The following is a 21,562-nucleotide window of genomic DNA, read 5'->3' on the forward strand; positions in this document are numbered from 1 at the left end:
CGATGCAGGAAGATTCCGGATTGCGCCCGCAGGCTGACAGCCCAAGTGGGCCGACGTGGTCCCCTCAGGACCTGCGTCACCTCGATGGCTTGCGTGAGCTGGAAATCTCGGTGCCGCCCGCCGACGGAGTTCCCGGGCGCTGGACACCGATCTGGGTCGTCGTCGCCGACGACGAGGTGTTCGTCCGCACCTGGCACCGGCGGAACACCGGCTGGTACGGCAGGGCAGTCGCATCGGGGAGCGCTCTGATCCGCATGCGGGGCGAACCGGTCCACGTGATCGTAACCGCGACGGGAAGCACGGATGCCGACGCCGTCGACGCGTCCTACCGGGCCAAGTACGGCGCGGCCGGCGCACAGTCCATGCTCACCGCCGAAGCCGTCGCATCGACCCTCCGCCTCGCGCCCCGGCCGGTGCCCACGATCACGCAGCAGAATCATCCGGCGGGACGTCGCTGAGGAGCCGATGCAGCCATCCGTCCCGGGCGGCGGCCGCAGCCAGTGACAGAGCCGCCTGCGGCGCGAAGTTCTCGAACCCGTGGAAGCCGCCCGGCCAGACGTGAAGTTCGGCCACTCCCCCGCAGGCCCAGATGCGCGAGGCAAATGCCACGGCTTCGTCGCGGAAGACCTCGCTGCTGCCGGCCGAGATGAACGCCGGTGGCAGGCCGGTGAGGTCGACCGCTCGCGCGGGTGCCGTCGGGCCTCCGACATCCGGACGGCCGCGACGGTCACCCAGCAGCGCGGACCAGCCCAGCAGATTGCTCTGCCGATCCCACACGCCGATGCCGTCGACCTGCCGGGTGGAGACAGTCTCGTCCCGGTCATCGAGCATGGGGCTTACGAGGACCTGCCCGCGAAGAACCGGACCACCGCGCTCGCGGGCGAGCAGAGCCACCCCCGCCGCGAGGCCGGCGCCCGCGCTCTGACCTGCGATCAAGAGCCGTGCGGGGTCGATGCCGAGCTCTGCGGCCGAGTCCGACATCCAGCAGAGCGCGCCGTAGCCGTCTTCCAAGGGAATCGGGTCGGGATGCTCGGGTGCGAGCCGGTACTCCACGGCGACGACGACGCCATCGTGGCTCTCGATCAACGGCAGGTACGCCTGCACGCCGCCGAACCGATTGCCGAAGAGCATCCCCCCGCCGTGCAGATACAGGATGCCGGGGCCGCCGTATCCCGAGCGCACCGCGCGGCGGAACACCGAGACGACGATCTCGGCACCGTCATCCGAACGGAGCGAGCGCTCGTCGTGGACAGCGCCGACGGCGTCGACCAGACCACCCACGGAGGGATCTGCGGGCAGGGCCCGGAAGCGCGGGACCATCTCCAGCGTCAGGGTGGGCGGAACTCGGTCGGCGATGGCCGCCAGCACCGGGGCGAGTTCCGGGTCGAACGGCGGCGCAGGGTGCACGGACATGATCCTCCAGGCGTCATCGGGGAGCTTCGTGCCTTCAGCGTCGTGCACCCCGGTGCCCTCCTGCAACAACGAAGCCCAGCAGGAGCGTCGGGGACGCCTCGCACTGCCGGTGCGGGGGGCACTGACGGCGCGATTGCCAGCGGATTACCATGAGCGCATGAGCGGGGAGTCGCGAGGTCGGTCTGACGGGTCGAGCGGTTCCTCACCAGTTCACGGCAGCCCGCGGCCTGGTTCGCGCCTCCGCCGATCCGTGTGGCGGACTTGTCGGAGCAGGCTTCAGCGCGCCCGGCGGTAGCGGATGTGCGTGGCCAGCGGCGAGTGCAGCACCTCTACCGGTTCGAACCCGAAGGATTCGACGCCGTCGAACATCCGCTCGCCCGACCCGAGCAGGACTGGGGCGATGTCGAGCGTGAGCTCGTCGACGACCCCTGCTACGAGGGCCTGCCGCACCGTGGAGGCGCCGCCCGCGATGTCGACGCCGCCGTCGCCGGCCGTCTCACGCGCACGTGCGTACGCCGCGTCGAAGCCCTCGGTGACGAAGAAGAAGGTCGTGCCGCCCTCCATTTCGATCGGCTCGCGGGCATGATGGGTCAGCACGAAGACCGGCGCGTGATACGGCGGCTCCGGCCCCCACCATCCGCGCCAGTCCTCGCCCCACTCACCGCGGATCGGTCCGAACATGTTGCGGCCCATCACGTAGGCGCCGCGCGGGCGCATCAGCCATCCGGCCGCGATCTCGTCCGCCTCGGTGGCCCTCGGGTCGCCGACGTGCCAGGTGTGAAGCTCGATCCCGCGTCTGCCGAGCGGGTGCTCGGCACTCTGGTCCGGCCCTGCTACGAAGCCGTCGAGCGAGATCGACATGTGGCAGGTGGTGTCCGGCATCCGGGACCTCTCGAGGGTGATTGCGGTTCGCGGGCAGTCGCCCGGGACCTAAACGAGCCGACCACAGGCTGGAAGACTACCGTGGCACGGAACGGGGCACCGCGGGCGTCCTGGGACAGGTTGCCGTCCGGGCATGGAATGCAGAGGTGAAATGACAGACCAACAGGATCGCTCGGTCGACGATTACATCGCGTCGCTCGATGAGCAGACCGTCAAGGACAGCGAGACGTTGATCGAGATGATGCAGCGGGTCAGTGGACAGGAGCCCGCGCTGTGGAACGTCGGCACGATCGGATTCGGCACCTACCACTACAAGTACCAGAGCGGCCGGGAGGGCGACGGTCACACGATCGGCTTCTACCCGAGAAAGGGCAAGCTGACCATCTATCTGATGGACGGCACGGCACGTCATTCGTCACTTCTGGCGAAGCTCGGCACGCATTCCTTGAGCGGATACTGCGTCTACATACGGCGGCTCAGCGATGTCGACCTGACCGTGCTCGAACGGATCGTCCGAGAGTCCTACGAGTTCGTGGAGTCGAAGTCCCAAGAGGGGCCGATACGTCAGATCCTCTGGAAAACCGCCGAGTAGCCCGTCGGACGCCAGCCCTTCAAGTGATGGTCCAGCAGGCTGCTGGACTATTGCCGTGTCTGCCCGGTGGAGGATGCTGGGACGGTGGGAGAAGTAGAGCCGACGGACTACACCGAGACGCTCGACGCGCTCAAGCGCCGTGTGCGCGACGCGCGATTCACGTTGCAGCGGCGTGCGAACGCGGAGCTCGTCGCGCTGTACTGGCACATCGGCGACACCATCCTCCGAAAGCAGAAGACGAGTGGATGGGGCACCGGCGTGGTCGCCCGCCTCGCGAAGGACCTTCAGGCGGAGTTCCCCACGATGCGCGGATTCTCGAGGTCCAACCTCTTCTCGATGCGAGCGTTCGCCGCCGCGTGGCCGGAGCGAAATGGAATCGTCCAGCAGCCGGTCGGACAGTTGCCGTGGACCCACATCGTCCAACTCCTCGAGAAGCTGGACGACCAGGCGCTGCGTGAGTGGTACGCCGGGAAGGACGTGCAGCACGCCTGGAGCAGAGCTGTCCTGGTCCACCAGATCCGCACCGGACTGCACGAACGCGACGCCGCAGCCCCCAGCAATTTCGCGGCGGCACTCACCAGATCCGACTCTGACCTCGCTCAGCAGCTGACGAAGGACCCCTACACGATGGGTTTCCTCGGCGTGGATGCTGACATCACCGAGCGGGAGTTCGAGGATCGCCTTACTCGGCGGATCGTCGACACGCTCCGCGAATTGGGCAGCGGGTTCGCTTTCATCGGTCGTCAGCATCACATCGAAGTGGACGGTGACGACTTCTACATCGACCTGCTGTTCTTCCATGTGGAGCAACTGCGGTACATCGTCTTCGAGTTGAAGACGCGCAAGTTCGACCCACGAGACGCCGGTCAGCTCGGCTTCTACGTGGCTCTCGTCGATGACCGGCTGCGCCTGCCGGATCGGCACGCGCCCACGGTCGGCATCCTTCTGGTCGCCGAAAAGAACGAAACCGTCGTCCGCTACTCACTGGCCGGCACATCGAAGCCCATGGCCGTGTCCCGATACGAGCTGTCCGCGGCCGAACAGGCGGCGCTTCCCGCCGAAGACACTCTCACCAGACTCGCCGCCGAGGTCGCGGACACAACCACCGAACCGCCGCCCGAGGTCCCCTGACTGAGCGCGCGCAGCCATACTCCCATCGACGCGGAGTGAAGTCGGATGCGGCGCGTAGCTCGTCGACGACGACTGCCCGCCCAGCGCTGGCTCACCGCGATCGCTTGTCAGTCCCTCAGATGTGCAATCACGGCTTGCGCGATCGCGGTCGTCGGTCGCGTCGCGCTGATGCGAAGGGCACCGTGCTCGATCATCCGGGCCTGAAAGACGGGTAGGCCGGCCCGAATCTGCTCCTGAAAGAGAGGGTGCCGAGCACTCACCCGTTCGCGCTGCGTGTCGGCGTCGAGTTCGAGCAGAACGAGGTCGTCGAATCGACGGAGGTAGTCCCACTGATTGGCGGCAATACCGAGGAGGACCCCGCGGGGCCCAAGATCCGTGATGAGCTGGTCGATCCGTAATGGTGACCACCCCCAGTAGCAGTCTTTCAGCAGCTCGGGGGTCGGAATAGCGGAGGAGTCACCAACGACCTGCCCGTCGGCGTTCATCCACCCGGCCAACCCATCCGCCTCGTCCGCGTCCACGGCGTGAACACCTCTGCGAAGCAGCTCGGCCGTCAAGGTCGACTTGCCGGAACCGGGGTTGCCGCTCACGAAGATCGCCACGGCTCATCGTGACACGCACATCCAGCCGTAAAGCCAGTGCCCCGCGGCTGGAAGGCGCGTGCGAAGCGCGTACGGGTTCAGGCGAACTCGTGGATCACCCGGATGTTGCCATCGACGGCGGTAGCGATCGCGCCGTCGTCGTGAACGGGCGACGAACACGCCCGTTCCGAATACGGGCACCGAAATCGCGGTCGTGTTGAACCGTCCGAAGTCACCCTGTCGGGCCGTGGGCGTCCGACCCGACTCACCGCGGACATGTTCGATATGCACCTCCGGTGATTCGCCGGCGGCATGGCGCTCACCTCGCAACAGCGCACCGCATGGCGCGAGCGATTCATGTCGCTCGCGGCGGACGTCGATACCGAAGAGCAAGAGATCCTGACCGCGCACTTCACACCTGAAGGGGCGGGAGGATCGGCGATCAAGCCTTTGCGTCGTAGCGCTCCCGCGCGCGCTCGATCGACGCGTAATGGGCGATCGCCCACTCCGCCAGCGCCCGGGAGGGCTCGATCAGGGTGCGGCCGGTTTCGGTGAGGTCGTATTCGACGCGCGGGGGCACTTCGGCATGCACCGTGCGCACGAGAAGGCCGTCGCGCTCGAGCTGCCGTACGGTCAGGGTCAGCATGCGCTGCGAGATACCGGGTATGTGACGCTGCAGCTCGCTGAAGCGCAGGCGCCCCCCTTGCAGGGTGACGATGACGAGCAGCGACCACTTGTCACCCACCCCGATCCAGAACGTCACGCACTGCCCGCCCGTCGCCGGAGGACGGTGCCCCGTTGCACGGGATCAGTCTCGTGGCACGGGTTGAGAAGGGGAAGAGCCCCCCCGCGCCGCCGCGTCATGACCCGAGCAGTGTGATCCTTGCGGCGGTGATGGTGTTGGTGCCGAGGATGTTCAGCCGTTCATCCCCGTTGAGGATGCGCCCACCCGTCCACGAGCCGTCGGTGAATCGCAGTTCTCGGACGCTGTCGACCTCGAGTTCCGTTCCTTCGCGCGAGAAGTCGATCACGGCGTTCTGGCCGATCGCGACGAACTCCAGTGGCCCGGTGGCGATGAGGATGCCGAATGGGCGCGGATCGGCCGGCTGCTCGCCGTGGCTGCTCGACGTCGTTTCGCTGGGCAGCGGAACCGGTGCCGGCAGCTGAACACCGACGTCGAGCAGCATGCGGGCGAGCAGCTTCGGTGCGTTCCGGATGACGACCGTGAGGTCCGCGAGGGCAGCGGTGACAGCCTCGACGTCATCATCCAGCGCGAATCCGACTATACGTCCCTCCCGCTGTGCGGCCACGATCTCGGGCCTCAATGCCAGCAGCTGCCGCATGGCGACGAAGAGTTGGCTCTCGTCCCTGACGTCGTCGATGCCGAAGGCGTGGTAGCCGATCGCGTTGAACGCGCCGACGGCCAAGAACGCGTCACCGGTCCTGAGACGCGCTTCAGGAACGAAAAGAGGGTTGAGGTCCGAGGCGTACTCGGCCATCACGGTCGCACCGTCTGAGACGTAGATGTCGGGGGCGATGAAGTCGAGCGCAGGAGCGCCTGCTCGCCAGACCCCGCCCATCCGCGCAGTCGGTCCGCCGCTTGGGTACTGGCCGGGCAGGTCCTGCCCGGGCTGCGGCCCCAGCCACGCGTTCGCATACGCCGGCAGGGGCGTGATCTCCTTGCCGGCATCCGCGAGCGCGCCGACGTAGCGAGCGAAGCCCCACGCCATGAACACCTCGTCGGCGACAGGGTTGCCGGGACCGAATCGCTCCGTCCACGACACGCCCCGATCGGACGGATCAGCGAAGAGATCGAGGATGTCCTGGTCGAAGCCGACGCCGTCGGCCTCGATCGCGGCCAGCAGATCGGCGGGGATCGGCGCATTCCACGCCTCGACCGCAGGCCGCGAGTGATCCCGTCCCGACCCGAGCAGGCCGACTTCGTTCTCGACCTGCATCATCACGACCGTGTGCTGCGCATCCACCTCGCTGAGATGCTGCATCAGCGCCGTGTAGGCGCGCAGATCCGCCTCTCGAAGCTCCGCGCCGAAGACGGACAGTGCGGGTCTTGGCATGGACCCTTCGTAGCTGAACGGCTCGGCATAGGGTGTCGCGCCGCGGTCGGCGCGCGGGAACCTCGCACGATCCGCCCGAACCCACGTCGGCGCGTACGTCGACGAGGCGTTCTTGAAGGCGCCGAACCAGATCAGGACAAGGCGCACGCCGGCAGACCGCGCTCCCTGCAGCAGCTCCTCGACGACGTGGAAGTCGAATCGGCCCTCCTCGGGTTCAAGTTGATCCCACCCGACGGACGCGATGACGGAGCTGATTCCGGAGCGTCCCAGCCTCTCCCAGATGCGAGCCATATAGGTCGAATCGGACGAGCTCGAGTTGTGCAGCTCGCCTCCGAGGCAGAGAAAGGGCTCGCCGTCCACAATCAGCCGCACGTGACCACCGGCACGCTCCAGCACGGGCACATTCGTCATCGAAACTCCAGGATCGTAGGGGCGAGAGTCGCGCGGGCGTATCGCCGGAACGACTCCGCGCAACTTTAGTCTGTTTTCGACAGTAGTGCCTGCGCAGCCGCGATCACCACGGTCACCTGCTCTCGGTTCACCCCTAGGGGTGTGACCGCCGACCCGCTCATCTGCTGGAGTGGGCGAGGGGCGCTGACCGGGCGGACCCTTCGATGCGTGGGGAGCGTCGCCATGGGATCGTTCAGGTACGGCGAGATAGTCCGAGTGGATTTCGAGGATCGCACGCTCGCGCACCTTCAGTCGGTGATCGGCGCAAAGGTGCGCCGCGGTGAGTCCTTTCACTTCTCGTGGACGGACGACAGGAGCCATGGCGGTGGACGCAGCAGCGTCTGGATCCATCCGGGCTGCTCGCTGCTCTACAGATTCGATGGGCGGAATGTCCCCTTCCTGAACAGGGCGTGGCTGACTGATCTCATGAGCGCGGCCAACTCGCAGAGCGGCCTCTATGTGATGCCCGAACCCGCTGACCCGGACCGCGAGCTTCATCTATCAACCGCGGGAGCCGAACACACCCGCCGCGTCGTGACGGCCTCTGGACGTCTCTAGGTCGTGTTCCACCCGGCCTCGGGTTGATCGGCAGGGCGAGCCCGAGCCGTGCGGGCGAGATTGCGCGCGTGATGGCGCCGCCCCTGGCGCTGACGGTCGGGATCGCGGACGATGGTCGCACACCACACCGCAGTGGAGGCTCGATGGACATGGCTCGCAGTTCCGCTCACCGCACGATCGCCCTGGTCGGCGGACCGGGGTCCGGCAAGACGACCCTGCTGGAAGCGATGCTGTTCCGCGCCGGCGCGATCTCGCGCCGCGGCGCTGTCGAGCAGGGAACCACGGTCGGCGATCACGACCCCGAGGAGATTGCCCGTGGGACGACCTTGACCATCTCGCTGGCCAGCCTCACGTGGACCGATGACGGCGCCGAACGCGCACTCACCCTCATCGACACGCCCGGTCACCCGGACTTCGTCGGCGGCCTCGACACGGCGCTGGCCGTGGCCGACGCCGCCGCGATCGTCGTCAGCGCCGTCGACGGCGTGACCGCCGGCACCCGGGCGGCCTGGGCGGCGGTCGAGCAGGCCGGTGTGCCGCGCGTCGTCGTCGTCACGCAGGAGGACCGGGCTCGCGCCGACTTCCGCAGCGTGCTCGCGGGCCTGCAGGCCGAGTTCGGCGCGCACGTCTGGCCCCTGGAGCTTCCGCTCGGCGAGGAGCAGGGCTTCCGCGCGATCGCCGATGTCCTGAGCGAGCGCGCACTGGTCTACGACCAGGACGGTCGCCATCACGACGAACCTCTGCCGTCCGAGGCCGAGGCCGAGGAGCACACGCTGCACCGTGACGTGACCGAGGAGATCGTCTCCCACGACGATGCCCAGCTCGAGGCGTACCTCGACGGGACGGAGCCGACCGCAGCCGACCTGGAGCGCACGCTCGCCCACGAGGTCGCTGCCAGGGAGACCGTTCCGGTGGTGTTGTGCTCGGGCACGACCGGCACGGGAGTCGATCGCGTGCTCGATCTGCTGTGGGGCCTCGCACCCGACCCGCTCGCACGCGACACGAAGATCCTGATGGGCGGTGACGGCGGAAGAGAGCATGCCGTCTCACCGAACCCCGACGGGGAGCCGCTCGTGCATGTCTTCCGGACGGTGGCCGACCCGTTCGTCGGGCAGATCGCGATGCTGAAGGTGCTTTCTGGCGTCCTGCGGCCAAGCGAACGGCTGTACAACGCAACGACGGGCGCGGAGGAGCGGATGCCGGCGCTCTTCCGGCTGCGAGGCGCGGAGCATCTGCCCGTCGACGCGCTCCGCACAGGGGAGGTGGGAGCCGTCGCCAAGCTCAGCGGCTCCCCATCCGGATCGCTGCTGTGGTCGCGTGCGCAGGGCGCAGCGCGTCCGGCGCGTCTTCCCAAGCGGCATCCGGTGTATGCCGTCAGTCTCACACCGTCATCCCAGTCCGACGATGCGAAGCTCTCCACGGCCCTCGCGCGCCTCGTCGCCGAGGATCAGACGCTCGTGATCGACCGCGCGGGCGGCGACACCATCCTCCGCGGGCTGGGCGACACGCACGTCGCGGTCGCCATCGAGCGCATGGCGCGGGTCCTCGGTGTCCATGTGACGTCGGCGCCGGCCCCTGTGGCGTATCGCGAGACGATCGCGAAGCCCGCCCGCGCGGAGGGGAGGCTCAAGAAGCAGTCGGGCGGGCACGGCCAGTTCGCGGTCGTGCAGCTCCGCCTGGAGCCGCTTCCGCTTGGGAGCGGCTTCGAGTTCGTCGACGCTGTGGTCGGCGGCTCCGTGCCTCGCACATACATCCCCGCTGTCGAGAGGGGCGCGCGTGACGCGCTGGCCTCCGGCGGGCCGCAGGGTCATCCGGTCGTCGACGTGCGGGTGGAGCTGTACGACGGAAAGTCGCACTCCGTCGACTCCTCCGAGATGGCCTTCCGCACCGCGGCTTCGCTCGGGGTCAAGGCGGCTCTGGTGGAAGCGGGCACGGTGCTGCTCGAACCCGTCTCAGCCGTGACGATCACCGTCCCCGCAGCCCTGCAGGGCCCGGTTCTCACCGACCTGTCATCCAGGCGCGGGCATGTGCACGCGACCGAATCGACGGACGATGGACGCACCCGCATCATCGCCCGCGTGCCCGAGGCCGAGCTCGGCCGGTATGTGCTGGAACTGCGGTCCCTCACCGGCGGCGAGGCCGAGCTGACGATCGCGCCGGACCGCTACGAACCCGCACCGCATTCAGCGTGACCGTGCGAGCATCGCTGGATGACGGCTAGGGTCGCTTCCCCCGAGCGCGCTGCCTGACCGCTCCGAAGACGAGCGTGCCGACGAAGAGCACGATTCCGACCGCTGCCAGCCAGAGAAGACCCTCGAAGGCGAAACCGACGATCGACAGGACCGCCCAGGCCACAAGCAAGATCACGAGAACTGTCCACATGCAGCCAACCTACGCGCCAAGTCCGCGCAAGCCGGGGCATTCCAAATGCGGGTGCGTGGTGCTAGGGCGTTATAGCGCCGCCTCGTCAGGCCTCACTGTGCCACTCGACATAGCCGGGATCGCCCAAGTCCTCCATCCCCTCGGGCCTCAGCATCCGTGTTCTTCGTTCCAGCTCTGCGACGACATCGGTGTCCACCAGTTCCTCGATACCCGCCTGCACCCCTTTTGCCACAATCTGGCTGGCCGGCCCGATCAGCATGAGGGCGGTGGAGCGTGAGCCGTCGGGCTCCAGGATGGGGATCTCGATCGTTTCCGCCAGACCGTTGTCGGCGAGTGCGGCGCCGTAGTGCAGGACGGCCACAGCGATCGCGTCTCCAGTGAGGAGCTCGGTGTGGGCGTAGATGATCGATTTCATGCTTGGGTATAGCCCCGCCGGCCGGCATTGCGGACGGGGGTAGCGTCGCAGCGAACCGTGGGATATGGGATCAACGCTCGCTCGCGCTTCAGGGGGCAGGAGGTGCAGGTGGTGCTACGCAGGCGACCCATCGACCACGGAGTGTCAGGACTCTGAGGGCACCAGGGGAAGTTCGCGTCCATAGTTCCACGACAGGATCGCCGGCTGCTCGCGGTAGTAGCTCAGCACCGACACCGACCCAGCGTCCAGGGTGATCTGGGAGGCGAAGCGAGGGGCGAGTCGCAGATACACGGCGGTCAGGATGCGCAGGAAGTGGCCGTGCGCGACAAGGGCGACATCCCCCTCGGCCATCGCAGGCAGCACCCTTGTAAGCACGCGCGATGCACGGGCGGCGACCTCCTCCACCGTCTCACCGGGCGTCAGCCCGCGAATGACGCCGTGGGTGAATGCGCTCCAGTTGTAGCCGAGCTCGTTGCGGATGTCACGAGTCGTCCGCCCCTCGTACCCGCCGTAGTCCCATTCGACGAGGAGGGGATCCACGTCGGCATGCAGGCCGGCGAGTTCAGCAGTGCGTCGCGCGCGCTGCAGCGGCGACGTCAGGACCAGCGAGAAACGATAACCGGCGACCAACTCGCCTGCCCCGCGCGCAAGATCCTCCCCTCGGGCGGTGAGCGGAACGTCCGTGAGTCCTGTGTGCCGGCCGCTCCTCGACCACTCCGTCTCGCCGTGGCGCAGGAGGATCAGCTTTCCCGACGGGTTGTCGGGAGCGGGCCGGTCGGGCAGCGGATCGTTTGTGGACACATCGCAACCGTAGTGTCGGTGCCGCTCTCCCGGCTTCGTCCCGAGCGATCCAAGACAGCGCAGGTCGGAGCATGCCGACGGGCGACGGCCACCGAGACGGCGGCGAAGAGGGGTGAGCTACCCAGGCGTGCCGGCTTCTGATGTGAGCCTTCCTCGCGCAGCACGGGCACGGGTGCGCACGTTCGAGGCCACCGACCTGAGCACCACGGAGGGTGCCGCGAGCGTGCTGGGGTGCGCATTCATGAACGCCACCTCGTTGAATGCCGTCGCAACGGGGATGTCGACCACGGCGGCAGCGAGGACTTGATCGACCAGCGCGCGCTGCAACCGGGTCGGCAGCGGGGGCCGGCCGGTCTCGAGCCGCTGGGCATCGCTCTGGGTGGACAAGTCCCACGCCGCATCCACGACGACCTTCTGCAGCTCGAAGAAGCGGGTCGCCACGCCGGTCGCATCGGAGGCGCCGCACAGATATTCCGAGAGGCATGACGCGTGCAGTGCGGCCGAAGACATGCCCTGGCCGTAGATCGGGTTGAAGGACGCGACGGCGTCCCCGACGCTGACCAGACCACCGGGCAGGCGATTCAGCCGGTCATAGCGGCGCCGCCGCGCCTCCGCGAGCCGGAAGGCGTGCACCTCTCCTATCGGCTGGTTGTGCGCGACATCGGCGAAGACCGGAGGAAGGTCGGCGCAACGGGCCACGAAGCCGTCCCAGTCCTGAGGCGGCCGATCCTCGCCATATGTCATCTGCAGAAGCATCCATCGGCCGTTCTCGACGGCGGTGAGCGCTGCGTGCGTCTTCTTCGGGTAATCGGGCGAGACGCGGGATGTCGCCACCGCGACCGGTGGCTCGTTCTGTGAGCGGGCGAAGTAGGCCGTCGCGTAGTTCACGTCGATCTGCATGCGCTGCAACGGCGGCGGTTCCCACCCGTCGCGCTCCAACCAGGCCGCCAGCCTGCTGGAGCGGCCCATCGCATCCACGACGAACTCGGCCGGCACGACGCTCTCCTCGTCCGCGGCCGACAATCGCACGCCGCTGACGCGCGCATCGTGAAACGTCAGCCCCGTCGCCGCTGTCGGCAGCAGCCGCACGTTCGGCAGGGCCAGGGTGCGACGGCGCAGCAGCGCTTCGATGAACGTCCGGCTGCCGTTCAGCAGCACCACGTTCGGGGCCGACACCGCCCGCACGTCGTCGATCCACTGCTCGCTCTGGTGCGCCGCGGAGGCAACCGCACCCTGCTCGACAGCCTCCCGCCCGAACCCCGGGAACCACCGCTCGATCTGAGCGCGACCGCCGGGCAGCAGCGCGTGCACCTGAAGGCTCTGCGGAACACCCCGGCGTTCGCCGTCGATCCCATCCACGCCCTCATCCCGCTCGAGAACGACGACCTCGTCGGCGTGGTCGGCCAGCACCCGTGCGGCCAGCAGACCCGCGACGCTACCTCCGAGCACGACCGCGCGCCGCAATCGAGGGGAGGCGACATCCGGTCGATCCACGGTGCTGAGGCGGGCGAAGACCTTCGCCGGAGACTCGCTCAACGGTCGCTCCTCTCCCAGACGATCAGACGAGCGTGTCACGTCACGTCATTGATGGTCAACGACGCCCTGGTCAAGGTCGGTCAGCTGCTGGAAGGGCGCTCTTGGATAACCCAGGCGTTTCCGTCCGGGTCGACGAAGAAGACGAACGAGTTCCAATCCCCGCCTCGCCCCTCACGCCGAACACCGCCCTCGAAGTGCGCCACCGCGCTGACGTCCACCCCGCGTTCCACGAGTTCGTCACGGGCAGCGTCCACATCGTCGACGACGACCTGAAGTCCGTCCAGTCGGGTGTCTCCCTGCTTGAGCTGGATGCTGGTGCCCGACCCTGGTGGGGTGAGCTGCACGATGCGCAATTGCTCACTCACTTCGACGTCGAGATCGACGTGAAAGCCGACCTGCTCGGCATAGAACTTCTTGGCTCGGTCGACGTCGCTGACCATGACCGGCACGACCTCGAGATTCCATCGCACCCGATCACGCTACCGCTGGGGCGGTCCCTGCGGCGTAGCCTCAGGGTCGAGGACCTGTTGGAAGGAGCGCCCATGCCCGCCCGCGAAGAACTCCCTGCGACGATCAAGCGGTCACCGCAGCATGCCCAGGACATCTGGTCTGAGACGCACGACTCCGCAGTCGAGACGTACGGCGAGGGCGAGCGAGCGCACCGCACGGCGTTCTCCGCGCTGAAGCACCAGTACGAGAAGGTCGGAGACCACTGGGAGAAGAAGGCGGAGCGAGGCCCTTCGGACGACGGCGCGATGAGCCGCGACGGCGAAACGGCCGGCGGCGTCAACGCCAACGCGACGAAGAAGCATCTGCTCGACGTCGCGAAGCGTCTCGACGTGCGCGGGCGCACGAGGATGACGAAGGACGAACTCGTCGAGGCGATCCAGAAGGCCAACGCGAGAGAGAGCCGGAAGAGCCTCGACTCGGAGCGATGACCGCAGCCGGATGCGTGCCGTCGGGTGAGCGGCGCTCCAGACGTGATGTAAGCGACGCGGTAGTGTCTCGCCATGGGCGAACTCCCGGAACATGTCGCCGTCAATCGCGAGTACTGGGATGGCATGGCTCATGAATGGGTCGAGGGAGGTGAGCGCGCCTGGGCGCGCGCCGAGCCGACCTGGGGCGAATGGGGCATCCGGGAAGGCGAGCTCCACCTGCTCCCCGACGACATGACGGGGATGCACGCGATCGAACTGGGATGCGGGACGGCCTATGTCTCAGCGTGGATGGCACGACGGGGCGCGTCGGTCACGGGGATCGACAACTCCGTAGAGCAGCTCCGCACCGCACAGCGGCTGTCGGACCAGCATGGTGTCGCGCTTGAACTGATTCACGGCAACGCGGAGGCGGTTCCGAAACCCGACGGGTCATTCGACTTCGCGATCAGCGAGTACGGTGCAGCCATCTGGGCCGATCCCTTTCGCTGGATACCGGAAGCGCACCGCCTGCTGCGGCCCGGCGGAACTCTGGTCTTCCTGGGGAATCACATTCTCGTGAGCCTGTGCTCGCCCGTCGACGGGTCGTACCCGATCACCCGACGATTCGAGCGGCCCTATTTCGGTCAACACCGCCTCGACTGGCGAGACGCCGTCGATGATCCCGGCGGAATCGAATTCGCGCTGACATTCTCGGGCTGGATCAAGCTGTTCCGTGCGACCGGGTTCGAGATCCTCGATCTGATCGAGATCCAGGCTCCCGCGGACGCCGTCGGCTCGCGAGCGGGGATCTCCGCGGAGTGGGCACGGGATTTCCCGAGCGAGCACGTCTGGACCGTCCGCAAACCTCTCTGAGTCGGATCGCCGCTGATCGACCCGACGCCAGGCAACCAGGCTGTCACGCGGATTCCGTGCATGAATCCGGTTCGGCGATGTCATCGTCATTCCCAGGCACCCTTTCCCCGCGTCGTGCGCGGACGGACAATGAGGCCATGGATGGACCGTTGGGGTCGGTCGACTTCGCGGATGCGGAGGAATTGGCGCGCCTGCGACGACGCGCGTACGGACCGGATGCCGACATCGCGGGCGATGCGCCGGCTCAGGCTCGGCTTTCCGCACTGGAGGCGGCCCAACGCCGGCAATGGACTGTTCTCGTCGATACCGCCCCAGGAATCCCGCCCGCCGACCCGCAACCTGGCCCGTTTTCAGAGCCGGCCAGGGTGCCGCGCTCCGGTTCGACGCCCGCGCTGTCGGGCGTGGAAGTGCCGTTCGCCGAGCAGCAACAAGCCGAAGGGTTGGTGACCGGTCACGCGATCGGCGAGCGGCCGAGCACCGATGCCCTCCCCGTCGGCGAGGCCTCAGCGGCGTCGTGGTGGCGAAGTCGCCGCCGGTGGGTGATCCTCGCCGCCGGCATCGTGGCCCTCGCCCTGACCGCGACCCACATCTCGTGGGTATCGCGGCTGCTCGCGGATGCTTCCGGCACGGCGGCGGTGATGTTGCCGCCCGTTCAGGGCACGGGGGGACCCTGGTACGTACTGCCGGCACCTGACGACGTACTCTCACTGGAATCGGTCGGTGCCGATCATCCGAAGGACCCGCACGGGACTCTGGACGCTCTCGGACTCAGCGTCGCGGGACTGCAGCGCTTCGAGAACTTCGGCTTCCTCGGCCTATGGAGCGGCGAGTCTCGGTACGGCACGACCTGCCTGCTCGTCGCCCACCCCTTCCAGGGGCTTCAGGAGGGGATCGGTGACGTGCAGTGCTCCCCCGAGGGCCTCGAGGCCGTCGTGGAGCTGCAGCTCTGCGCCGAATGCTCAAACGCCGTGGTCTTCGCGGGACTGCCGCCCGGCAGTCTCGTCCGGTTCGTCCTGAAAGACGACCACGTCGACGTCTATAAGTTCGTGATGGCCCGCGACCGGAGCGCACCGCCCCGGTAGGCCAGACCGGCCGGTCCATCGATATCCGTCCCACACCATCTGCAAGTGGATCTTCGGGGTCGAGGACGACAAGGGCGAGGTGACCCACTTCACCACCACGGCTCTCCGGCACGCGAAGAGCTGACGTCGACCTTCATCCGAGCGCTGGATTCTCGCCCCGACGCAACGGCAGGTTCACGCGGGGGCGGGTGGGGAATATGCTCCGGTGCATGACGAGGCAGATCATAGCGACGCCCAACGCCCCGAGCTCCCCGCTCTTCAGCCAGGGTATTCGCGCAGGCTCCGCGCTCTACGTGTCGGGGATGGTCGGGGTCGACCCGACGACCGGGGAGCTCGCTGGAGCGGCGATCGAGAAGCAGACGACGCAGGCGTTGCGCAACTGCGAGTCGGTGCTCGAAGCCGCAGGATGCACGCTCGCTGACGTGGCGATGGTGACCGTGCTGCTTGCGAACCCGGCCGACTTCGCAGGGATGAATGAGGGCTACGCGACTGTCTTCCCAACCGACCCTCCCGCTCGCGCGGTGGCCAGACTCGGGCCCGAGCTCCCCGGCATCCTCGTCTCGATCACGATGACGGCGCACATCGCCCAGTGATCGAATGTCAACCCATGGCGCAGCGGCTTGCGAACGCGTGTAGTGGATGCATGAGTATCGACAAGCAGAACACACAAGGCACGCCGGGCGAAAACGAGGAAGCCGACACCGCGTCCGGTGGCGCCCCGGAGACCCCGGACACGACGGATGAGGCCGGGCGCCCGGTGGAGAACCCTTCCGGGTGAGACGCTCCAGCCTTGATGATCGCTGGGAGCTTCCAGCCAAGTTCCTGCGCTGTTCCGGCATCGTGTCAGCTGTGGCGCACACTGATGGCATGTGGTGGAGATTCGTCAAGGCAGTCAGGAAGCGGCAGCACCGCGTTGCGCCGACGACATGGGTCGCCGCCATCGCCGCCGTCGTCTATACGTTTGCGCCGATCGATCTGATCCCCGAGCTCGTGCTCGGCCCTCTGGGCTTCGTGGATGACATGGGAGTGTGGGGAATCTTCGCCATCCTCTTCGCGCGCGAGCAGCGCCGGTGGCTGGCCGACCTCGAACAGAAATAGCCGACGCCGCCGCTTCTATCCCTTGGCTCGGGCACGCGCCCGCGCGTGAACCTCGCGCATCTGCGCGTCGAACGGCGCCACTGGCGCGATCACGACGACATCCGGCGCGACGTCCGTGATCGGCATCGGTGTCACCGGGCCCCTCGGCAGTCCCCACGACGCCCGCCACTCGGCGAGTTGAGCGGCCGACGCGGCAGCGACGACGCGCCCCAGCCCCGCCCATCCGTGGGCGGCCGCGCACATCGGGCAGTGCTCCCCCGATGTGTACACCGTCGATGTCGCGCGCTGCTCTGGGGTGAGGTTCGCGATCGCCCACCTCACGAGCGAAAATTCCGGATGCGAGGTCGGGTCGCGATCGGATCGCTCTCGGTTCATCGCCTCGGCCAGCACTGCACCGTCGGCGTCGACGAGGATGGATCCGAAAGGATCATCGCCGTTCTCGAGCGCTTGCGACGCGAGGTCGACGCATCGCCGCAGGTGACGCCCGTCGACGCTCGAGACCTTCGTACTCATCCGGGTAGTCCTTCCGATCCAGTCATGTGCCGACCACCGCTCCGTACGAGCGGCCTTCGCACGTCGCGGTTCACCCATAGTGCCTCGCGAACGTGCGCACCAGTCCCTCCTGGCGACGAAGCGAGGGCTCTAGCGTTAAGGCATGGCGCGCGACGAGCAACAGCTGGAGGACCTGTACACCGGACCCATCGACTTGGCCGCAGTGGGTGCGGCCGACGGCGCAGAGCCTGATCCCGAGACGCCCGAGATCACCTATGACGAGCAGCGCTATCCCGCGCGGCCGCGGCGGCTGCGACCTCGCGACCACCTCCGCGGCAGCAGTGTGCGGCGCATCCGGACCGACCCGCGCACGGCGAACGGCACCAACCCCTCCTACGTCGAGTGGCTGGTGAGGCAGGCGATGCTCAAGGACGCGGACGTCCTCGCCCGCCAGCTCTCGGGGCAGCCCACCATGTGGCGGAACGCCTACGCGCGCCCCGATGCCCGACGGGCCATCGCGACGAGTGACGTGTGGTTCACGGCGTACCCGATCTCGTTCATCACGCGGCCTGGCCAGTCATTCCTGGCGGCGCTCGGCGACGAGGAGCTGTGGGCGGCGTTCGAGCGCGTAGGGATCACCGCGATACACACCGGTCCGGTCAAGCGCGCCGGCGGGATCGACGGATGGCGCGAGACCCCGAGCGTCGACGGTCACTTCGACCGCATCAGCACACAGATCGACCCGGCCTTCGGCGCCGAGGACGAGTTCCGTGCCCTCTGCGACGTCGCGGACTCTCACGGTGGAAGCATCATCGACGACATCGTGCCCGGGCACACCGGCAAGGGTGCCGACTTCCGGCTCGCCGAGATGGGGTTCAAGGACTACCCCGGGATCTATCACATGATCGAGATCCCGCCCGAGGACTGGTCGTTCCTTCCCGACGTGCCGGAGGGTGCCGACAGCGTCAATCTCGACCCCGCCACGGAGCACGAGCTCGCGCAGCACGGCTACATCATCGGCGCCCTCCAGCGCGTCATCTTCTACACGCCGGGCGTGAAGGAGACGAACTGGAGCGCGACGGCTCCCGTCACCGGTCCCGACGGGGTCACGCGCCGGTGGGTGTACCTGCATTACTTCAAGCAGGGCCAGCCCTCGATCAACTGGCTCGACCCCACTTTCGCGGGCATGCGCCTCGTCATCGGGGACGCCCTGCACTCACTCGGCGAGCTCGGCACGAGCGCGCTGCGCCTGGACGCCAACGGATTCCTCGGTGTGGAGAAGAGCGCCGAGGGCCTTCCCGCATGGTCGGAGGGGCATCCGCTCTCCCACGCGGCGAACCACATCATCGCCGGAATGGTGCGCAAGGTCGGCGGCTTCACCTTCCAGGAGCTCAACCTCACGATCGAGGACATCCGGGACACCGGGGCCGTCGGCGCCGACCTCTCGTACGACTTCATCGGACGTCCGGGGTACCACCACGCCCTCGCGACGGGGCAGACCGAGTTCCTCCGGCTGGCGCTCACGACGTCGCTCCGGCTCGGTGTGCAGCCAGTGCAGCTCGTCCACGGGATGCAGAACCACGACGAGCTCACCTACGAGCTCGTTCACTGGGCGACCCGCCACGGCGACGACCACTTCACCTTCCGCGGACGCGAGATCTCGGGCGGTCAGCTCGCCGAGGAGGTGCGCGCCGACCTCACGGAGAGCCTCACCGGCGCCGCCGACTACAACCGGATCTTCACCCAGAACGGCATCGCCTGCACGACGACCTCGCTGATCGCGGCGACACGGGGAATCGCCCGACTCGACGACATCACAGAGGAGGACCTCCCCGCCATCCGCGATGCGCACCTCCTGCTCTGCGCCTATAACGCGTGGCAGCCCGGCGTCTTCGCGCTCTCCGGCTGGGACCTCACCGGCATGCTCACCGTCCCCGTCGATCAGGTCGCCGATCTCGTGGCGACCGGCGACACGCGGTGGATCGAGCGCGGAGCCCACGACCTGCTCGACGTCGATCCGAAGGCGACGCGATCCGCGGCAGGCATGCCGCGCGGGCGCGCACTCCACGGCGCCCTGCCCGCGCAGCTGGACGATCCCGCATCGTTCGCCTCACGGCTCGCCGAAATCCTCAGGCTCCGCCGGGACCACGGCATCGCCACGGCCTCGCAGGTCGACATCCCGGAGGTTGCCCACGCTGGGATGCTGGTGCTCGTCCACCGCCTCGACAACGGCGACGCTCACGCGGATGCGCCGATGCAGGTGACCGTGCTGAACTTCTCGCGCGAGCCCACCGAGGGCACCGTGCGGTCCGAGCAGCTCGTGCCAGGGAGCGACGTCGTGGACGCTGCCTCGGGGAACGAGATCGGGCACGTCGACGACCTGCGGAGCTTCTCCGTCTCGCTGCCCGCATACGGCGCGATGTTCCTCTTGCTGCAGCCGCCGGAGGCGGTCGCCGAGCCGCCTACAGCGGAGTAGGCCGCGGCCGACTACGTCGCGACCGGCCGACTCCCGACCGGCTGGCTCGGGGCCGGCAATAACGGCGCAGGGGATCAGGCGAGCGCGGCATCGACGCCGGCCAGCGGCACGGGAAGCCAGTCCGGGCGGTTGCGGGCCTCGTAGATCGACTCGTAGACCGCTTTGTCGAGAACGAGCGCCTGGAGCAGCACCGGATCGAGCTCGACGGATCCCGTCGCACCGGCATACGCGTCGACGAACGCGGCCTGGCACGCCGCAGCCCAGCCGCTCGCATCGGGTCCATCGGCGACCGCGCTCGCGTAGTCGAAGGACCGCAGCATCCCCGCGACATCGCGAGGAGGCAGGTCGGGTATCGCGCGCTCCTTCATCGGGCGCAGGGGCTCACCTTCGAAATCGACGATGCGCCACCCGCCGTCCGGAACCGCGAGCACCTGACCGAGATGCAGGTCGCCGTGGATTCGCTGCAGCCGCGGCCACGGGCGCTCGAGGGCAGCGCGGTAGACGGCGTCGATCGCCGGGAGACGCTCGGCGACGGCGGGCACTTCGGCCGCGGCGATCCGGAGCCGTCGCCGCCAGGCGGTGCCCGTGGCGGTCACCTCATCGGGTCCGGCATCCGCCGTCTCCAGCGCCGCACCGAGTGCGCCGTGCACCCCGGCGACGGCGGTCCCGAGGTCTCGTGCGGCCCCGGTGAAGTCCCGACCCTCCCGCGCCGCCTCCAGCGCGACCGCCCACCCGTCGCGCACGCCGGGGAGGAATTCCTGCGCGAAGCCCAGGGTGCCGCGCGCGACGCCCGCTTCGCGGCCGACATCCGGCCACTCGGCGTCCAGGCTCCCGAGGAATCGCGGCACGTACGGCGACCCGGCGTTGCTCAGCACACGCTGCACCGTGACGTCGGGATTCTCGCCATGGTGAAGGGTGCGGAAGAGCTTGAGGATGATCGTCGGCTCTCCGCTCTGGTCGAAGACGATGGACGTGTTGGACTGCTCGCCCGTGAGCGGCCGCGACCCCGTCACCCCGCTGACATCGACCCCCATCTCCGCGAGCATCCCGATGGCGAATGCTGGGTGGCGGGTGGCATCGATCAGGTAGCCGTCGGCGTCACGGCGGACGACGGCGTCCGGCTCGACGGGCTCCTCCACGACTGCGAGGGGCACGTGGTAGAGCGCCGGCAGCGTTCCCGCGTCGTCCATCAGCAGGTAGCGCGTGGCCCCCGGGACCGGTTGGGCGTCGAGGACCCGGAATCGAGGTGCGTGGCTCTTGCCCGCGTACCAGCGTTGCTGCGCCACCCAGGCGCCGAGATCGTCTGTGAATCGCACACTTCACCTTGACCGGTGCGGGGCTGCCGAAGAAAGGGGTGGACGGGGATGCGGGAGAGGCGTAGGGGGTGTCGCGATTCCTGTGTCTCACGCCACGGTCCCGTTCGTGATGCGCCGCAGCTGTCCAGTCACCCGACGCAGTGGACATTCGTGTTCAAGAATTCCACGGCCACCTCGCCGTCGGCTGTCACGGTCACCTTGTCTTGAAGGGTCAGAATGAAGTTGGGTCCCTCGCCCCGGCTCACCAACAGCAAGGTTGACGTGGCGACGCTGGACTGATCCAACCGGTAGGGCCCTCGGAAATGGTTTGCTCCCCGGCGACTGTCGACCACCGTGTAGGAAGTGCCGGACGCGACACCCATGCCTGTCACGTCCGTTCTCATGTGGTACGCGATGAGAAGGTCACCGCTGGACGGTTCGACAGCTTGCACCAGGTAGGTGACCTCGCCCACAACGTGGACGCCTTCCCCCACGCAGGAAACGCCTGTGACG

The 21,562-nt window shown here is 67.9% G+C and carries 25 protein-coding genes; 12 read left to right on the forward strand and 13 right to left on the reverse strand.

Annotated features, from left to right (window positions below; genetic code table 11):
- The first annotated feature begins 2 nt into the window (after positions 1-2).
- The gene (locus tag ACPW96_RS02590) at positions 3-458 is read left to right on the forward strand and encodes a DUF2255 family protein (RefSeq protein ID WP_425881912.1); all 456 of its coding nucleotides are present in this window, start codon (positions 3-5) and stop codon (positions 456-458) included.
- Here ACPW96_RS02590 and ACPW96_RS02595 read toward each other — a convergent pair.
- Together ACPW96_RS02595 and ACPW96_RS02600 are read right to left on the reverse strand one after the other, a co-directional pair.
- Positions 424-1,461 carry an alpha/beta hydrolase fold domain-containing protein gene (locus ACPW96_RS02595; protein ID WP_425881913.1) on the reverse strand — a complete coding sequence of 346 codons (1,038 nt, stop codon included), beginning with the start codon at positions 1,459-1,461 and terminating at the stop codon, positions 424-426. The two genes, ACPW96_RS02590 and ACPW96_RS02595, sit on opposite strands and share 35 nt — an antisense overlap.
- A 228-nt stretch (positions 1,462-1,689) precedes the next feature.
- Positions 1,690-2,295 carry a dihydrofolate reductase family protein gene (locus ACPW96_RS02600; protein WP_425819454.1) on the reverse strand — a complete coding sequence of 202 codons (606 nt, stop codon included), beginning with the start codon at positions 2,293-2,295 and terminating at the stop codon, positions 1,690-1,692.
- Positions 2,296-2,446: 151 nt separating this feature from the next.
- Here ACPW96_RS02600 and ACPW96_RS02605 point away from each other — a divergent pair, with 151 nt between their 5' ends.
- Positions 2,447-2,887, forward strand: coding sequence for a DUF1801 domain-containing protein (locus ACPW96_RS02605; RefSeq protein ID WP_425881914.1), 441 nt, complete (start codon positions 2,447-2,449; stop codon positions 2,885-2,887).
- A gap of 84 nt (positions 2,888-2,971) precedes the next feature.
- Positions 2,972-4,018, forward strand: a complete 1,047-nt coding sequence (locus tag ACPW96_RS02610) for a PDDEXK nuclease domain-containing protein (RefSeq protein WP_425881915.1) — start codon at positions 2,972-2,974, stop codon at positions 4,016-4,018.
- Between the two features lie 107 nt (positions 4,019-4,125).
- Here ACPW96_RS02610 and ACPW96_RS02615 read toward each other — a convergent pair whose 3' ends face one another.
- The 3 genes from ACPW96_RS02615 to ACPW96_RS02625 all read right to left on the reverse strand — a co-directional run bounded on the left by ACPW96_RS02615 (position 4,126) and on the right by ACPW96_RS02625 (position 7,085).
- The gene (locus ACPW96_RS02615) at positions 4,126-4,539 is read right to left on the reverse strand and encodes a hypothetical protein (protein WP_425881916.1); all 414 of its coding nucleotides are present in this window, start codon (positions 4,537-4,539) and stop codon (positions 4,126-4,128) included.
- 502 nt (positions 4,540-5,041) lie between these two features.
- Positions 5,042-5,362, reverse strand: coding sequence for a winged helix-turn-helix transcriptional regulator (locus tag ACPW96_RS02620; RefSeq protein WP_425881917.1), 321 nt, complete (start codon positions 5,360-5,362; stop codon positions 5,042-5,044).
- A 97-nt stretch (positions 5,363-5,459) separates the two neighbouring features.
- Positions 5,460-7,085, reverse strand: a complete 1,626-nt coding sequence (locus ACPW96_RS02625) for a DUF5597 domain-containing protein (RefSeq protein WP_425881918.1) — start codon at positions 7,083-7,085, stop codon at positions 5,460-5,462.
- A 222-nt stretch (positions 7,086-7,307) separates the two neighbouring features.
- Here ACPW96_RS02625 and ACPW96_RS02630 point away from each other — a divergent pair, with 222 nt between their 5' ends.
- Positions 7,308-7,682 carry a hypothetical protein gene (locus ACPW96_RS02630; RefSeq protein ID WP_425881919.1) on the forward strand — a complete coding sequence of 125 codons (375 nt, stop codon included), beginning with the start codon at positions 7,308-7,310 and terminating at the stop codon, positions 7,680-7,682.
- Between the two features lie 149 nt (positions 7,683-7,831).
- Complete coding sequence (locus ACPW96_RS02635) at positions 7,832-9,874, forward strand: elongation factor G (protein ID WP_425881920.1); 2,043 nt, start codon at positions 7,832-7,834, stop codon at positions 9,872-9,874.
- Between the two features lie 25 nt (positions 9,875-9,899).
- Here ACPW96_RS02635 and ACPW96_RS02640 read toward each other — a convergent pair whose 3' ends face one another.
- From ACPW96_RS02640 to ACPW96_RS02660, 5 genes are all read right to left on the reverse strand, one after another.
- Positions 9,900-10,064 carry a hypothetical protein gene (locus ACPW96_RS02640; protein WP_425819438.1) on the reverse strand — a complete coding sequence of 55 codons (165 nt, stop codon included), beginning with the start codon at positions 10,062-10,064 and terminating at the stop codon, positions 9,900-9,902.
- Between the two features lie 85 nt (positions 10,065-10,149).
- The gene (locus ACPW96_RS02645) at positions 10,150-10,479 is read right to left on the reverse strand and encodes a hypothetical protein (RefSeq protein ID WP_425881921.1); all 330 of its coding nucleotides are present in this window, start codon (positions 10,477-10,479) and stop codon (positions 10,150-10,152) included.
- A gap of 144 nt (positions 10,480-10,623) precedes the next feature.
- Entirely contained in the window at positions 10,624-11,280 is a 657-nt protein-coding gene (locus ACPW96_RS02650) for a histidine phosphatase family protein (RefSeq protein WP_425881922.1), read from the reverse strand.
- A 117-nt stretch (positions 11,281-11,397) separates the two neighbouring features.
- Positions 11,398-12,816, reverse strand: coding sequence for an FAD-dependent oxidoreductase (locus ACPW96_RS02655; RefSeq protein WP_425881923.1), 1,419 nt, complete (start codon positions 12,814-12,816; stop codon positions 11,398-11,400).
- An 80-nt stretch (positions 12,817-12,896) separates the two neighbouring features.
- Positions 12,897-13,286, reverse strand: coding sequence for a VOC family protein (locus tag ACPW96_RS02660; protein WP_425881924.1), 390 nt, complete (start codon positions 13,284-13,286; stop codon positions 12,897-12,899).
- Positions 13,287-13,358: 72 nt separating this feature from the next.
- On the opposite strand from ACPW96_RS02660, the gene ACPW96_RS02665 reads away from it, so the two are divergent.
- The 6 genes from ACPW96_RS02665 to ACPW96_RS02690 all read left to right on the forward strand — a co-directional run bounded on the left by ACPW96_RS02665 (position 13,359) and on the right by ACPW96_RS02690 (position 16,786).
- Positions 13,359-13,754, forward strand: a complete 396-nt coding sequence (locus ACPW96_RS02665; protein WP_425819428.1) for a ChaB family protein — start codon at positions 13,359-13,361, stop codon at positions 13,752-13,754.
- Between the two features lie 72 nt (positions 13,755-13,826).
- Positions 13,827-14,606: a class I SAM-dependent methyltransferase gene (locus ACPW96_RS02670; RefSeq protein WP_425819426.1), complete on the forward strand. Its 780-nt coding sequence runs from the start codon at positions 13,827-13,829 to the stop codon at positions 14,604-14,606.
- 137 nt (positions 14,607-14,743) lie between these two features.
- Positions 14,744-15,688, forward strand: a complete 945-nt coding sequence (locus ACPW96_RS02675; protein ID WP_425881925.1) for a hypothetical protein — start codon at positions 14,744-14,746, stop codon at positions 15,686-15,688.
- Positions 15,689-15,897: 209 nt separating this feature from the next.
- Positions 15,898-16,281, forward strand: a complete 384-nt coding sequence (locus tag ACPW96_RS02680) for a RidA family protein (protein ID WP_425881926.1) — start codon at positions 15,898-15,900, stop codon at positions 16,279-16,281.
- Positions 16,282-16,331: 50 nt separating this feature from the next.
- Entirely contained in the window at positions 16,332-16,466 is a 135-nt protein-coding gene (locus ACPW96_RS02685) for a hypothetical protein (RefSeq protein ID WP_425881927.1), read from the forward strand.
- A gap of 71 nt (positions 16,467-16,537) precedes the next feature.
- Entirely contained in the window at positions 16,538-16,786 is a 249-nt protein-coding gene (locus tag ACPW96_RS02690) for a YkvA family protein (RefSeq protein ID WP_425881928.1), read from the forward strand.
- Between the two features lie 15 nt (positions 16,787-16,801).
- Here ACPW96_RS02690 and ACPW96_RS02695 read toward each other — a convergent pair whose 3' ends face one another.
- Positions 16,802-17,299: a nucleoside deaminase gene (locus ACPW96_RS02695; protein ID WP_425881929.1), complete on the reverse strand. Its 498-nt coding sequence runs from the start codon at positions 17,297-17,299 to the stop codon at positions 16,802-16,804.
- A 142-nt stretch (positions 17,300-17,441) separates the two neighbouring features.
- Between ACPW96_RS02695 and treS the strand changes: the two genes are divergently transcribed.
- A complete protein-coding gene (gene treS, locus ACPW96_RS02700; RefSeq protein WP_425881930.1) occupies positions 17,442-19,754 on the forward strand; it encodes a maltose alpha-D-glucosyltransferase in 2,313 nt (770 codons plus the stop codon).
- A 74-nt stretch (positions 19,755-19,828) separates the two neighbouring features.
- On the opposite strand, the gene ACPW96_RS02705 is transcribed toward treS, so the two are convergent.
- Together ACPW96_RS02705 and ACPW96_RS02710 are read right to left on the reverse strand one after the other, a co-directional pair.
- Positions 19,829-21,070 (reverse strand): phosphotransferase, encoded by a 1,242-nt coding sequence (locus tag ACPW96_RS02705; RefSeq protein WP_425881931.1) that lies wholly within the window; start codon positions 21,068-21,070, stop codon positions 19,829-19,831.
- A gap of 128 nt (positions 21,071-21,198) precedes the next feature.
- Positions 21,199-21,522 carry a hypothetical protein gene (locus tag ACPW96_RS02710; protein WP_425881932.1) on the reverse strand — a complete coding sequence of 108 codons (324 nt, stop codon included), beginning with the start codon at positions 21,520-21,522 and terminating at the stop codon, positions 21,199-21,201.
- Positions 21,523-21,562 lie beyond the last annotated feature (40 nt).

The organism is Micromonospora sp. DT81.3, assembly GCF_049847225.1.
Taxonomy (GTDB): domain Bacteria; phylum Actinomycetota; class Actinomycetes; order Actinomycetales; family Microbacteriaceae; genus Microbacterium.